The sequence below is a fragment of the Streptomyces sp. NPDC051041 genome (assembly GCF_044456065.1).
GTDB lineage: Bacteria > Actinomycetota > Actinomycetes > Streptomycetales > Streptomycetaceae > Streptomyces > Streptomyces glaucus.
The window spans coordinates 1-13932 of record NZ_JBITFM010000008.1 but is presented as its reverse complement, the minus strand read 5'-3'; the positions used below and the strand labels follow the sequence as shown (position 1 = coordinate 13932).

At 71.4% G+C, this 13932-nt stretch carries 11 protein-coding genes and 1 pseudogene; 1 reads left to right on the top strand and 11 read right to left on the bottom strand.

Annotated features, from left to right (window positions below):
• The first annotated feature begins 166 nt into the window (after nt 1-166).
• Nucleotides 167-1930 (top strand): SGNH/GDSL hydrolase family protein, encoded by a 1764-nt coding sequence (locus ACIBAI_RS15590; protein WP_399034455.1) that lies wholly within the window; start codon nt 167-169, stop codon nt 1928-1930.
• On the opposite strand, the gene ACIBAI_RS15585 is transcribed toward ACIBAI_RS15590, so the two are convergent.
• The 11 genes and pseudogenes from ACIBAI_RS15585 to ACIBAI_RS15535 form a co-directional block, all read right to left on the bottom strand.
• Nucleotides 1927-2706 (bottom strand): exodeoxyribonuclease III, encoded by a 780-nt coding sequence (locus tag ACIBAI_RS15585; RefSeq protein WP_344605188.1) that lies wholly within the window; start codon nt 2704-2706, stop codon nt 1927-1929. The two genes, ACIBAI_RS15590 and ACIBAI_RS15585, sit on opposite strands and share 4 nt — an antisense overlap.
• Before the next feature lie 72 nt (nt 2707-2778).
• On the bottom strand, nt 2779-3414 hold the full coding sequence (locus ACIBAI_RS15580; RefSeq protein ID WP_399034453.1) for an MBL fold metallo-hydrolase: 636 nt from the start codon (nt 3412-3414) through the stop codon (nt 2779-2781).
• Between the two features lie 33 nt (nt 3415-3447).
• Nucleotides 3448-4743 (bottom strand): 4-carboxymuconolactone decarboxylase, encoded by a 1296-nt coding sequence (gene pcaC / locus ACIBAI_RS15575; RefSeq protein WP_399034451.1) that lies wholly within the window; start codon nt 4741-4743, stop codon nt 3448-3450.
• A gap of 494 nt (nt 4744-5237) precedes the next feature.
• Nucleotides 5238-5528 carry a tyrosine-type recombinase/integrase gene (locus tag ACIBAI_RS15570; protein ID WP_399034449.1) on the bottom strand — a complete coding sequence of 97 codons (291 nt, stop codon included), beginning with the start codon at nt 5526-5528 and terminating at the stop codon, nt 5238-5240.
• A gap of 31 nt (nt 5529-5559) precedes the next feature.
• Entirely contained in the window at nt 5560-6366 is an 807-nt protein-coding gene (locus tag ACIBAI_RS15565) for an IS5 family transposase (RefSeq protein ID WP_399034447.1), read from the bottom strand.
• A 388-nt stretch (nt 6367-6754) separates the two neighbouring features.
• A pseudogene (locus ACIBAI_RS15560) lies at nt 6755-9187 on the bottom strand (amino acid adenylation domain-containing protein); the annotation flags it as partial.
• Nucleotides 9188-9547: 360 nt separating this feature from the next.
• A complete protein-coding gene (locus ACIBAI_RS15555) occupies nt 9548-9766 on the bottom strand; it encodes an MbtH family protein (RefSeq protein WP_399034445.1) in 219 nt (72 codons plus the stop codon).
• Between the two features lie 218 nt (nt 9767-9984).
• Nucleotides 9985-12216, bottom strand: a complete 2232-nt coding sequence (locus ACIBAI_RS15550; RefSeq protein WP_399034444.1) for an MMPL family transporter — start codon at nt 12214-12216, stop codon at nt 9985-9987.
• Between the two features lie 219 nt (nt 12217-12435).
• Complete coding sequence (locus tag ACIBAI_RS15545) at nt 12436-12702, bottom strand: hypothetical protein (RefSeq protein ID WP_399034442.1); 267 nt, start codon at nt 12700-12702, stop codon at nt 12436-12438.
• Nucleotides 12699-13016 carry an ArsR/SmtB family transcription factor gene (locus tag ACIBAI_RS15540; RefSeq protein ID WP_399034440.1) on the bottom strand — a complete coding sequence of 106 codons (318 nt, stop codon included), beginning with the start codon at nt 13014-13016 and terminating at the stop codon, nt 12699-12701. The genes ACIBAI_RS15545 and ACIBAI_RS15540 overlap by 4 nt, the downstream gene beginning before the upstream one ends.
• Before the next feature lie 61 nt (nt 13017-13077).
• Nucleotides 13078-13803 carry a 4'-phosphopantetheinyl transferase family protein gene (locus tag ACIBAI_RS15535; protein WP_399034438.1) on the bottom strand — a complete coding sequence of 242 codons (726 nt, stop codon included), beginning with the start codon at nt 13801-13803 and terminating at the stop codon, nt 13078-13080.
• Nucleotides 13804-13932 lie beyond the last annotated feature (129 nt).

Below are 13932 nucleotides of genomic sequence, written 5' to 3'. Positions count from 1 at the left end.
TCATTCGTGCCACCGTGCGCACCACAGGCGCGCGGACGGCCGATTCCGGGCGACTTCGCGCCGACTTGCCGCACGGCGCGTTGACGGGGCGCCGCCGTCTTCCTACGGTCCCGGTGCGTCCGTCGTCCCCGGCGCGTTCCCCTGTCCCGAGCGGGAGGAGTCGGCCGTGCGCCGAAGTGGGTGGAGTTCCGCGGTCGTCCTCGCCCTGCTCGCCGGCCTGGCGCCGGGCGCCTCCGCCCGGGCCGCCGGCGAGGGGACGCCGCCGCTGCCGCTGGAGCGGCTCTTCGACAACAGGGCCGTCAGCGACGACGCCCGGCCCGCCGAGGCGGACTTCGACGGCTCGGGCGCCTCGCTGTCGGCGCGGGACCTGGCGGCGGCCGGCTGGACCCCCGGCCGCACGCTCACCGTGCAGGGCGCGCGGCTGACCTGGCCGCGCCGGCAGCCGGGCGAGCCGGACAACGTACGGGCCGCCGGGCAGGCCGTGCGGGTCACCGGGCGCGGCGACGCGCTGGCCCTCCTGGTGGCGGGCACCGGCGCCGCGGCGAGCGGGACGGGCACGGTGGCCTACGCGGACGGCACCGGCTCGGCGTACCGGATCTCCGCCCCCGACTGGCGCACCGGCCCGCTCGCCACGAAGGCGGTCGCGCTGCCGCACGTCAACACGCCCGGTGGCCGGCTCGCCGAGCGGGCCCGGCTGTACGTCGTGACGGTGCCGCTCGCGCCGGACCGCCAGGTGGTCTCGGTGCGGCTGCCGCACGCGCCGGACCTGCATGTCTTCGCGGTGTCGGTACGGGCCGCCGCGCGGGGCTGGACGGGCGCCTGGGCGGCGGCCACGGGCGGGTACGCCGCCGTGGGGCCGTGGACCGACCGGACGCTGCGGCTGGTGGTGCACACCTCGGCCGGCGGGCCCCGGGTGCGGGTGCGGTTCGACAACACGTTCGCCTCGGTGCCGGTGCGGATCGGCGGCGCCACGGTGGCGGTGCGGGCGTCGGGCGCGGCGGCGCGGGGCACGCCGGTGCCGCTGTCGTTCGGCGGCGCGGCGGGCGTCGAGGTGCCCGCGGGGGCGCAGGCGTACAGCGATCCGCTCGGCTTCGACGTGCCCGCGGACGCCGATCTGCTGGTGAGCTTCCACCTGCCCGGGACGGTGCCGGCGGCGCCCGTGCACCGCCTCGCGCAGCAGCGCTCGTACGTGAGCGAGCCGGGCGACCACACCGCGGACGGCTCCGCGGCGGCGTACCCCACGACCCTGACGAGCTGGCCGCTGCTGGCCGGGATGGACGTGGGCGGCGGGCCGGGGTCCGTGGTGCTGCTCGGCGACTCGATCACCGACGGGGACAGGTCCACGCCCGACGCGAACCGGCGGTGGCCCGACGTGCTGGCCGACCGGCTCCTGCGGCAGGACGCGGTCCCCCGCTACGGGGTGCTCAACCAGGGCATCGCGGGCAACCGTGTGGTCACCGACCGCTACCCGGGCGACGGGGTGTCCGCGGACACGGCCGGGGTGAGCGCCCTGAACCGGTTCGACCGGGACGTTCTCGCCCAGACCTCGGTGCGCACGGCGGTCGTCTTCGAGGGCGTCAACGACCTGCTGGCGGGTACGGACGCCCAGCGCGTGATCGCGGGCCTGCGCACGCTCGCGGAGCGGGCGCGGGCGCGGGGCCTGCGGACGCTGGCGGCGACGGTCCTGCCCTGCGGGGGCCGGTCGGGGTGCACGGCCGCCGTCGACGCCGAGCGGGCCGAGGTGAACGCCTGGATCCGCGGCGCCGGCGCCTTCGACGCCGTACTCGACTTCGACGCCGTGCTGCGCGACCCGGCCGACCCGACGCGGATGCTGCCCGCCTACGACAGCGGCGACCACCTGCACCCCGGGGACGCGGGGCTGGCGGCCCTGGCCGGGTCGGTGGACCTGCGGCTGCTGGACGCGGGCTAGACGTCGAGGTCCACCACGACCGGCGCGTGGTCCGAGGCCCCCTTGCCCTTGCGCTCCTCGCGGTCCACGTAGGCGTCCTCGACCGCCTTGGCGAACGGCTCGTTGCCGTACACCAGGTCGATGCGCATGCCGCGGTTCTTGGGGAAGCCGAGCTGGCGGTAGTCCCAGTAGGTGAACGGGTGGTCGTACTTCAGCGGGCGCGGCACCACGTCGCTCAGGCCCGTCTCGCGCAGGGCGGCGAGGGCGGCGCGCTCGGCGGGGGTGACGTGGGTGGAGCCCTCGAAGACGGCCCGGTCGTAGACGTCGTCGTCCGTCGGGGCCACGTTGTAGTCGCCCAGCACCGCGAAGGGGCGGGGGCCGGCCGCGTCGTCCGCGACGGCCGCGCGCAGGGCCTCGAACCACTGGAGCTTGTAGGCGTAGTGGGGGTGGCCCACCTCGCGGCCGTTGGGCACGTACACCGACCAGACGCGGACCGGGCCGCAGGTCGCGGCGACGGCGCGGGGCTCCACGACGCCGTCGTAGCCGGGGGCGCCGGGCAGGCCCTTGACGACGTCCTCGACGCCGACGCGGGAGAGCACCGCGACGCCGTTCCACCGGCCGGTGGCGTGCACGGCCGCCTCGTAGCCCAGCTCGCGCAGCTGGCCGAAGGGGAACTGCTCCTCGGCGACCTTGGCCTCCTGGAGGCACAGCACGTCCGTGCCGCTGCTCTCCAGCCAGGCCAGCAGCCTCGGCAGGCGGGCGGTGATCGAGTTCACGTTCCAGGTCGCGATGCGCATGGTCCACAACCTACCGGGCGGGTCCGACAACGGGCCCGCCCGGCGGGGCCCGGGGGTCCCGCCGGGCGGGCCTCACACCTCGGTGGAGTCCCCCGGTGCCAGCCGCAGGTGCTCCGCGCCGCCCAGGGCGCCGATCTGGCGGTCGTAGACCGGGCGGGCGAGGTCGGTGAGCAGGGCGTCGTGGATGTCGTAGGCGCGCTGCGGCCCGACCTCGCGGACGTAGTCGATGACCTCCGAGATCTTGTTCCAGGGGGCCATCACCGGGAGCATCAGCGTCTCCACCGGGTGGTCGGGGACGGTGAGGGCGTCGCCGGGGTGGAAGAGCTTTCCGCCGTCGATCAGGTAGCCGACGTTGGTGATGCGCGGGATGTCCGGGTGGATGACCGCGTGCAGTTCGCCGTGGACCTGCACGTCGAAGCCCGCGGCGGTGAAGGTGTCGCCGTGGCCGACGGTGTGCACGCGGCCGGGGAAGGCCGGCGCGATCTTCTCCGCGACCGCCTTCAGGGTCCAGATCCGCGCGGCCGGGTTGTCCTCCATCGCGGCCCGCAGCCGGAACTCGTCGAAGTGGTCGGGGTGCTCGTGGGTGACGAGGATGGCGTCGGCGCCGAGCGCGGCGTCCTCCTCGCTGAACCCTCCCGGGTCGAGGACGAGCGTCTGCCCGTCCTTCTCCAGGCGGACGCAGGAGTGCGACTTCTTCGTGAGCTTCATGGGTCCATCCTGGCGCGCACCCGGTGCGGATGCTCACTCCTGGGGGGTGGTCTCCTCCCGGATCACCTGCTGGGCCACCCGGAACGCGCTGTTCGCCGCGGGGACGCCGCAGTAGACGGCCGCCTGCAGCAGCACCTCCTTGATCTCGTCCGGGGTGAGGCCGTTGCGCAGGGCGGCCCGGGTGTGGAAGGCGAGCTCCTCCAGGTGACCGCCGGCCACCAGGGCGGTGAGGGTGACGCAGCTGCGGGTCCGGCGGTCCAGGCCGGGGCGGCTCCAGATCTCGCCCCAGGCGTAGCGGGTGACGAGTTCCTGGAAGTCCTCGGAGAAGTCGTCGGCCTGCGCCAGCGCCCGGTCGACGTGCGCGTCGCCGAGCACCTCGCGGCGCACCTTGAGCCCCGTGTCGTACAGGTCGGGCCGCCCCTCCGGCCGCGGGGGCGCGGCGGGCGCGATCTCGGCGATGGGCGCCGGCTGCGCGGGCGCGGCGGCCGGGACCGGCCTGGCGGGGGCGGCGGGGACGGCCGTCTGGCCGGTGCCGGAGTCGAAGGCGGGCTGCCAGGCGGTGGAGAAGTGCGTCACGAGCAGGTCGGTGACGGCCGCGGGCTGCTCCACGGGGACCAGGTGGGAGGCGCCGGGGACGACGGCGAGACGGGCGTCCGGTATGCCGGCGACCAGGGTGCGGGCCTCGGCGGGGCCGGTGACCTGGTCCTCGGAGCCGACGAGCACCAGGGTGGGCACGCCGACGCGGGCGAGTTCGTGACGGACGTCGAAGGAGGCGAGCGCCTCGCAGGCGGCGATGTAGCAGCCGGGGTCGGTGGTGCGCACCATCTGCACGGCCCACTCGGTGATCGCGGGCTGCGCGGCGGCGAACCCGCCGGTGAACCACCGGTCGGGCGACGTACGGGCGATGGGGTCGAGTCCGTTCGTCCGGACGATCACGCCGCGCTGGCGGAACTCGTCGGCGGTGCCGAAGCGGGGCGAGGCGGCGATCAGCGCGAGGGAGGCGAGCCGCTCGGGGTGGCGCAGGGCCAGCTCGATGCCGACGGCGCCGCCGAGCGCGCAGCCCGTGTAGCCGAAGCGCTGCACGCCCAGGGCGTCGAGCGTGGCGAGCAGCCGCGCGGTGAGGTCGGCGACGGAGCCCGCCGGGTAGGCCGGTGCGCCGCCGTGCCCCGGCAGGTCGAACCGGAGGACCCGCCACTGCTGCGCCAGTTCCGGCACCTGCCGGTCCCACATGTGCCATGTGGTACCCAGTGAGGGACCCAGGATCAGAACCGGAGCGTCTTCTGGCCCGTCAAAGCGGTATTGCAGGGTGTTCGGTGGTGTCTCGCTCACGCCCCAGACCCTCTCACGTCTCACGAAATCTCACACAGCCCGGGGAAGCCGGCGGCTCGTGACCTCGCAGCGCGGCATGCCCGGCGCTGCCGAGACCCTCATGGGTCCACGTACAGGTTCTTCGATGTGCACGCCTGACCGTGGGGACAGCGCGTCCTCCCGGCTCGCGCACCCTCCCAATCCCTGCGCCGCACAGTTTCCCACCCTCGGCACGGCTTCCAGACGGTCTGGTTTGCAGCGAAGCGTGTAGTGCCGTCCCCAAGGATCGGCATGACGCACCTGAAAACCTTCCGGGATTCACCGACGAACAGCCCGAACGCCACCACACGGCGGGCAAGCTCTGCCTTGCCTCGCAGGAGGGGAGACGTTGGCCGTAGCCTGGCCGCCCCTCCTCCCGTTGCCGTCCCTGGTCCACAGCCAGCAGCGGCCTCCGAGTCCACTCGATTTGACTGCCGTACGCCTGGGCAGGTCACTCAATCGGCAGGCCGCCTGAGTCACGCTTGCCCCTCCGTCGCAGCACCGTGCAGGCCGTCCCACGTTGTGGCGGCTCCGCGGAGGTCCTCCACGTCCGGCTTCACGTACCACTTCTTGGTGGTCTTGACGTTCGTGTGTCCGGCCCGCCGGGCAAGGGTGTGATCCGGCACGCCTTTGTTGGCGAGGTATGTGAGGCAGGAGGAGCGAGCGTCGTAGAGGCGCACTCTGCGGAGTTCAAGGATCTCCATGAGCCGGTAAGCGCGTCTGCGGAGCTGCTTGATCGTGAAGGCTTCCCCGGTCTCGTGCACCACGACGTATCCGGAATCCGAGTAACTGATCGTTTCAGAATGAGGTTCGCAGGCGGCGGAGGCATATGAGGCTGCAGGCCAGTTCGAGCAGCCCGTGGTGGAGGTCGGCGCGTCGTTCGTAGCGGGTGCGGAGCCGTTTGAACTGGTGCAGCCAGGCGAAGACGCGCTCGACCACCCACCGCACCTTGCCCAGTCCTGAGCCGTGGGCGACACCGCGTCGGGCGATCATGGGCTTGATGCCGCGCTTCCACAGCAGGCGGCGGTACTCGTCGAAGTCGTAGCCCCGGTCGGCGTACAGTCGCCGGGGCTTGCGGCGGGGACGTCCGAGCAGACCCCGGATCGGTGGGACCGCGTCCAGCAACGGCAGGAGCTGGGTGACGTCGTGCCGGTTACCGCCGGTGAGCGTGACGGCAAGCGGGGTTCCGTGACGGTCGACGATCAGATGGTGCTTGGAGCCGGGGCGGCCCCGGTCAACGGGCGAGGGGCCGGTGCAATCCCCCTTGTGCGCCCGAATGTGCGAGCCGTCCACCGCGCAGTCCGCGAGGTCCAACAGGCCGGCGCGGCGCAACTCGTCCAGCAAGACGGCATGCAGGCGGGGCCAGACCCCTGCCTCGGTCCAGTCCCGCAGTCGGCGCCAGGCCGTCACCCCGGAGCAGCCCACGGTCTCCGCGGGGACGTCGCGCCAGGCGACACCGGTCCGCAGCACGTACATGACGCCGGCGAGTGCCACGCGGTCCGGAACGCGCAGCCGCCCGGGATAGCGGTGGCGTCGTTCCGGAGCAGGCGGCAACAGCGGAGCAACCCGCTCCCACAGGTCGTCAGGAACAAGATCAGCACGCACCCCGGACACACTGCCGACCAAGATCGTCGAGCAGAAGTCCCGCAGCTCAACTCATGCTGAAACGATCAGTTACTCGCGTAGGCGCCTGAGCCACGCACGAGCCGCGTGAGCCGTTTGGCATCCCGCGCGACGGCCCTCCGTATCGTGACCCGGTGGCAAATCGGGGAAGTGCTGAACGCATCGGGAGAGTACTTCGCACCGAGGCGTGCCGCCGTGCGGCGGGTCGGCTGCTCGGGCAGGATTTCCTGCACCGCTCCCGGGAACCGCCTGCCCAGGCCCCGTTCGCGCGGCCGTTGTGGTAAGGCAAGATGAGTCCGGCGTTCACAGCGGGCCGGTCGATTTCGAGGCCGTTGGTGAAGCTGCGCAGGTGGGGTATGCCGTCGGGTCGGCGCCGGGCGAGGTCGCCGCTGCGGTAGAGGCGGGCGCCCGCGGGGCCGAACGGGTCGGGTACGAACCGCTCCGCGGTCAGCCCCGGGCGGCCGAGGTAGCCGCGCGCGACGCCGGGACCGCCGACGTGGATCTCACCGGGCACTCCGATGGGCACTAGCTGGCCCTCGGCGTCCAGGAGATGGACCCGGAGGTCGCCGAGGGGCACGCCGACCGGGTTGCCGGACGGCGCCCGAACGTCGTCCTCGGTGACCCGGTAGAAGGTGGTGTGCACGGTGGTCTCGGTGATGCCGTACATGTTGACCAGGGCCGGACCGTCCAGGCCGAGCCGGTCGGTCCACGGCCGCAGGTCGCGGAACTCCAGCTTCTCCCCCGCGAAGACGACGTGGCGCAGGCTGAGCCGGTCGATGCGCGGGTCGCCGTCGCCGGCGGCGGCCACCAGTGCCCGGAAGGCCGTCGGTGTCTGGCTCAGCACCGTGACCTGCTCCTCGACGAGCAGGTCCAGGAAGTCCTCCGGGGAGCGGGCCACGTCCTGCGGGACGACGACCAGGGTTCCGCCGTGCAGCAGCGCGCCCCACATCTCGAAGACGGAGACGTCGAAGGCGAACGAGTGGAACAGGGTCCACACGTCGGTCGCGTCGAAGGAGTAGTGCTCCTGGGCGGTGCGCAGCAGCCGGGCTACGTTGGCGTGGGTGAGGGTGACGCCCTTGGGGCGGCCGGTCGAGCCCGAGGTATAGATCACGTAGATGGCGTTGTCCGGCCCGGTCACCACCTCGGGGTCGGTCTCCGGGCAGTCCTCGAGCACCGCACGGTCGCGGTCCAGTGCGACGACCCGACCGGTGAAACCGCCGTCGTGCAGAAGCCCTTCGAGGGCCGACGTGGTGACCGTCACGTCCACACCGGCGTCCGACAGGGCGTAGCCCAGCCGCTCCGCCGGGTGCGCCGGGTCCAGCGGCACGTAACCGGCACCGGACTTCAGGACACCGAGCAGGGCGGGAATCAGCTCGGCCCCGCGCTCCAGGCACAGCCCCACCAGGGACTCGGCACCCACACCCAGCGCACGCAGGTGATGCGCGAGCCGGTTGGCACGCCGGTTCAGCTCCGCGTACGTGAGTTCCTCACCGCCGGCGACGACGGCGACCGCGTCGGGCGCGGCCGCCACCCGCTCTTCGAACACCTCGTGCACACACCGCGACACCGCTTCGGCCGGTGCCGCGGCCGCGCCCCATTCGAGCAGCAGTTCCCGCTCGCCCTCGTCGAGGATGTCGAGCCGGGACAGCGGGCGCTCCGGTGCCGCCACGGCGGACTCCAGCAGACGCACGAAATGCCGGGCCATACGCTCGACGGTGTCCCGTTCGAAGAGCGAGGCAGCGTACACCAGTTGGCCCTGGAGCGCGTCCTCGGCGGCGTCATTGACCTGGAGCTCCAGATCGCACTTGGCGATCCGGCTGGTCATGGGGTAGGCCTCCACCTCCAGGCCGGGCAGGACGAGTCCGGTGTCCCCGCGCTGGTGCATGGTCAGCGCGACCTGGTAGAGCGGTGTGCGGGACATGTCCCGTTCCGGCCGGAGCTCGTCGACCAGCTGGGCGAACGGCACGGCCTGGTGGTCGTAGGCGTCGATGAGCGTGGCGCGGGCCCGGGCGAGAAGGTCGGTGAAGCCGGGGTCGTCCTCCCAGCGTCCGCGCAGCACCAGCGTGTTGATGCCGTAACCGATCAGCGCCTGTGACTGCGGGTGGGTGCGCCCCGACACGGTGGTGCCGACGGCCACGTCGCGCTGTCCCGTGAAGCGGGCGACGAACGCCTGGAAGGCCGTCAGGAGCACGACGAACGGGGTGGTGTCCTGGCTCCGCGCGAGGTCCCGGACGGCGGTGGTCAGCTCCGCGGAGAAGGCGAAGGAGACCTCCGCTCCGTCGTGGCTGCGGTAGGCGGGCCGGGGCCGGTCGGTGGGCAGGTCGACGGGGACGCTGTCGGCGAGCTGGGCACGCCAGTGGTCCAGGTGTCTTTCCAGGGCCTCGCCGGAGACCTCCTCGCGCTGCCAGGCCGCGTAATCGGCGTACTGGACGGGCAGTTCGGAAAGGGACGGGGCACGTCCGTCGCGGAACGCCTCGTAGAGGGAGGCCAGCTCGCCGGCGAAGATCCGGATGGACCAGGCGTCGAAGGCGATGTGGTGGAAGACCACGGTGAGGATGTGGTCGTCCGGCGCCAGGCGGATCAGCCGGGCCCGGGCGGGCCACTGCCGCTCCAGGTCGAAGGGGGTGACGGCCTCCTGGGCCACAACGCCGGCCGCCCAGCGGGACACCTCGGACGCCGCGCCGCGGTTCGGGGGCTCGCTGAGCGGAAGGTCGACGTCGGCGACGGCGTCGTCGATGATCTGCACCGGCTCGGCGCCGTCCAGTGCGTAGCGGGTGCGCAGGATCTCGTGGCGTGCCGTCACCCCCGGTCCAGGCCCGGCGCAGCGCCGTGACGTCCAGGGCGCCGCGGATCCGGAACGCGAACGGCACCAGGTACTCGGCGCTGTCGGGTTCGAGCCGGTTCAGGAACCACATCTGCTGCTGGCCGTACGACAGGCGCAGCGGGGCACCCCGGTCCACGGGCTTGATGCCGGGACGGCCGTTGCGGGCATTTCCGCCGAGCCGTCGGCGGAGGAGCCTCTCCCGAAGAACGTCGACGGCAGCACTTCGCTCGTTGTTCCCGGCGCTCATCTGTGTTGCTCCTCCTGCCACCGCTGTCGCGCAGCAAAACGGGATGGGGAAATGGATCGCTTCGGCTCGACCGGCGTGCCGCAGCCGGTGGTTCAGTGACTGGCGCGCTCTTCCATGCGACGGCGCAGGCTGAGCGGTCGCATGTCGGTCCACATCTCGTCGATGTGCGCGAGGCACGCGGCGCGTGATCCGGTGGTGCCCTCAGCCCGCCAGCCGGCCGGCAGTTCCCGGTCGGCCCACCAGATCGAGTACTGCTCCTCCTCGTTGATCACGACGTGGTAGGTCTGGTCGTCGTCCCGCTCTTCGGCCATCGGGAATCCTCACGTGAGAGACGGATGTCGCATTTCTCGAATGCAATGGATCAACGCCTGCAGCCTCATCGCGGACCCGATACTTCGGCTATAACGCAGCTATGCAACGACTCCGGCCCGGGAGTCGGCGGTTGCCTGACTCCCGGGCCGGAGTGTCTCCTCACAACCGTGGAGCGGTGAGGAGGTGCAGTACGTCCCGTCTGTGCACGGGGGATGGACTAGACGTGACGTACTGGTTCGGGGGTCTGCACGGCGGCAGACGGAGCGACGGAGCGGCCGTGGCCGGCGGACTTGCCGGACCCCGACGACCAGGCGCGGCCGCCCAGCAGGGCCATGGCGGCCGGCAGGAGCACGCCGCGCACGACGGTGGCGTCAATGAGGATGGCGACCGCCATGCCGACGCCCATCATCTTGTACTCGATGGCGGTGAGGCTGACGAACACCGTGAACACACAGATCATGATCACGGCCGCGCTGGTCACCACACCCGCGCTGCTGCTGATGCCGCCGACGATCGCGTCACGCGGGGTGGCACCGCCCGCCCAGCGCTCCTTGATCCGGCTGAGGATGAAGATGTGGTAGTCCATGCTCAGCCCGAACAGGACGACGAACATGAAGACCGGCAGCCAGCCGACCACGCCTCCGTAGGAGGTGAAGCCGAGCAGCGACTCCAGGTGCCCGTTCTGGAACACCCAGGTGAGGACGCCGTAGGCGGCGCCGATCGAGAGCAGGTTGAGCAGGATCGACACCAGCGAGATCGACCACGAGCGGAACGCCACCACCATCAGGACGAAGGCCAGGGCGAGGATGAAGGCGAAGATCAGCGGAGAGCGGCTGTTGAGCTGGTTGGCGAAGTCGTACGGGGTCGCGGTCTTGCCGCCCACCGCGTAGTGGATCCCCTCCACCTTGCCGAGGGTGGCGGGCAGGAGCTTGTCCCTCAGTTGCTCCAGGGACGCGTTGGACGTGTCGTCGGTGCCCTTGCCGATGAGCGGTACGCGCACCACCGCCACGTCACCGACCGGAACCCAGGTAATCGGCTCGGCGATTCCGCTGCCGGGCACGGCGGCTTCCTTGTGCAGGGCGTCGATCGCCGTGCGCAGGGCGGGGGTGTCGGCGCTTGTGCCGTTGTCGGTGGCGACCGCCACCCGGGCGGGGTTCGACGCACCCGGGAACGCGTCGTTCATGCGCACCGCGGCGTCCACCTGGGGGACGCTGCGCGGCAGGCTGTCGGTCGTGGCCGGGTCCTGCAGGTGCATACCGAACATGGGCAGGGCCATGACCACCAGGACCAGTGCGGCGATTCCACCAGTGAGCGCGGGATGCCGCACCACGGTGCGCGCCACCGAGGACCAGGTGCGCGACTCGCGCGCCGCCGTCCGGCGCCGGCCGAGCCAGGGGATACGGGCCTTGTCGACGCGGTGCCCCAAGGCGGCGAGGACCGCGGGCAGCACGGTGACGGAACCCACCACCGTCAGGCCCACGACGATGACGGTGCCGGCCGTCAGGCCCTTGAAGACGTCGAGTCCGGAGAACAGCAGGCCGAGCACGCACACCATCACGGTGAGTCCGGAGACCACCACGGCGTGGCCGGAGGTGCGGGCGGTGATCGCGAGAGCGTCCCGGGTGTTCCGTCCCGCCAGCCGCTCTTCCCGCTCCCGGCGCAGGTAGAACAGCGAGTAGTCGATGCCGACCGCCATACCGATGAGCAGCACGATGGAGGAGGCGGCGCTGTTGACCGGCACGAACTGCCCGACGGTCTGCAGCAGTCCGAAGGTGGCGATCACTGCGGTCGCGGAGAGCAGCAGGGGGATACCGGCAGCGATCAGCGAACCGAAGACGACGAGGAGGATGATCAGCGTGAGGGGCAGCGAGGTGATCTCGGACTTCTTGAAGTCGTCCTTGATCGCTTCGTCGACCACCGCGTTCAGGCTTCGGTCACCGGCCTGCGTGATCCGCAGGTCGGGGTTGCTGTCCTGCACCTCCTTCAGGAGGCCTTCGACCTTGAGGTAGTTGGCCTTCTGCTGCTCCAGTGGTCCGCCGAGTTCGAAGGTCACCAGGCCGGACCGGCCGTCGCGGGACACCCATCGCTCGCCGTTGTCACCCAGGGGCGAGCCGATGTCCCGCACCCCGGCGTTCGCACCCCGCAGCTTTGACACCAGGTCCGCGGCGGCGCCGCGCAATTGGCTGCTCTCGGTGAACTTGGGGCCGTCGACCTCGCGCGACTGGAATAAAACGTTCTCGCGGATGGAGTCGCCGCTGTTCTCCGTGCGCACGATCTGCTGGGCCCTGCCCGCGTCTCCGGGATCCGTGGAGCGGGCCTCGGAGCCGCTGATCACCGCGCTGGACAGGATGGCGACGATCACCAGGGCCAGCCAGCCGGTGATGGCGAGGCCCTTGCGCCGGACGGACCATACGGCGACGGACTCCACGACCCCACGGGCGGGCCCCACGGGGCCGGGGGAACGCGATGCGTTCGCCGCCTCTTCTTCCGCGTGGCGGCGCGCACGGCCTGACTTGCTTTTGCGCAGCATGAGCTGCTCTCCTTACCGTGGAGGAGCGTATCCAGGGAAAACTCGCCTGGTGGCGAGGGACATGCCTTCCGAACTCTGGGCCGCCGAGTTGCCGCTCGGCGGCCCAGCTCCGTGCTTCTTCGCCTTCTTCTACGTCACTTATTCGACGTCCTTGAGAATCCGCTCCAGCGACTCCATACGCCCCTGGATGTCGGACAGTCGGCGCTCCGTCTCCTGCTGAGCCGCGAGCGACTGCTCGGCCAGCCTGCGATACTCCTCTTCCCGGGCCAGGACAGCCTTGGCGCGCCAGTTCGCGCCGAACTGCCAGATGAGCACGGTGAGCACCACGGTGATCAGGAGGAAGGCGCCGATGACGCCGAAGACCTCCTGCCAGTCGGTCCCGTCCTGCCAGTCGGTCGGTTTCATCGGTCAGTCCCCTCCTCATGCCCGCGACCCGTGTCGGCACCGGTCATCTCGGGCACCACGGCCGCGATCGATTCCGGTGTCAGGTGAACGGAGAACCGCGTCACCTCGTAGAATTTCATCGCCTTCCCATCGGGTGAGATCTCCAGCTGTGCCGACACCAGTCCTGCGGCCTCCAGCTTCTTCAGGTGAACCTGGAGCAGCGCACGGCTGATCCCCATGTCCCGAGCCAACTGGCTCACATACTTGCGTCCGCCCGCCAGCATCGCGACCACCCGCAGACGGTGCGGGTTGGCCAGCGTCGCCAGCGTCAGCACCAGCTGGTCTCCGCTCGGCAGAGGCGGTTTCATAGCGACACCCAGCACATGCCAAGAAACGTTAGCAGGTACCAACCAGTCTTGCCACATGCCAAGCAGAGTCGGGACCTTGCCTGCTCACCACCGGCCGGACACGCCCGGCGTCCTGGGCCAGCGCGCCGACGATCCCCGGCGCCAGGGCCAGGTCCTGCACATGCCAGCGCCCGGCCAGGCCCGGCTCGCCGTACTCCACGGTCACGGGCCCGGCATCGGCGGGCGAGGTGTCCAGCGCGCACAGCTGCGCGGCGATGCCGACGCCGCAGGCCTTGAGCACCGCTTCCTTCCGTGTCCAGGCTCGCAGGAACAGCTGTCGACGCTCCTCCTGCCGCTCCGCGCGGCGCACGCGGTCGAGTTCGTCGTCGGTCAGCGCCGTCTCGGCCACGCGGCCGACGGTGCGCCGCTCGATGTCGACACCCACCTGCTCGCCCGCCGTCACGGCGAGCAGCCAGTACGGCCCGGATCTGGAGAGGCTGTAGTCGAGGGCGGTCACCGGATGCTCGATGCGAGGGCGTCCGTGCGCCGGGCCGGCGCAGCGGGGACAAGCGTGCCGGCCGAACCGGACGGCCTCGGCCGACACCCCGAGATACCGATACCCGAGCACCCGACGGACGGCCGCGTGCACGCCCGCATAGTGCGCCGCCCGGACGCCGGACATGCCGCGGATCACGCGCAGTTCGTCCTCACCGAGCACAGCGAGATCGGACGACAGAATCTGGTCCGGCACCCGCCCATGCCAGACGTGGATCACTCCTGTCTGTCTCTCGGAAGCGTCCACGGGTCTCAGAAGCTGTTGTCTTTCCGAGAGTGCGGGTGTGTTTCCGCTGGTCAGGTGTAGGGGTGGTGTTTCGGCGGGAGGGACGGGTTGTTGTGTCGTCTC

Excerpts from the sequence above, each read along its gene's own strand:
- ACIBAI_RS15555 (WP_399034445.1), bottom strand. The coding sequence starts at position 9,766 with ATGGCCGAAGAGCGGGACGACGACCAGACCTACCACGTCGTGATCAAC.
- ACIBAI_RS15580 (WP_399034453.1), bottom strand. The coding sequence starts at position 3,414 with ATGAAGCTCACGAAGAAGTCGCACTCCTGCGTCCGCCTGGAGAAGGAC.
- ACIBAI_RS15585 (WP_344605188.1), bottom strand. The coding sequence starts at position 2,706 with ATGCGCATCGCGACCTGGAACGTGAACTCGATCACCGCCCGCCTGCCG.
- ACIBAI_RS15545 (WP_399034442.1), bottom strand. The coding sequence starts at position 12,702 with ATGAAACCGACCGACTGGCAGGACGGGACCGACTGGCAGGAGGTCTTC.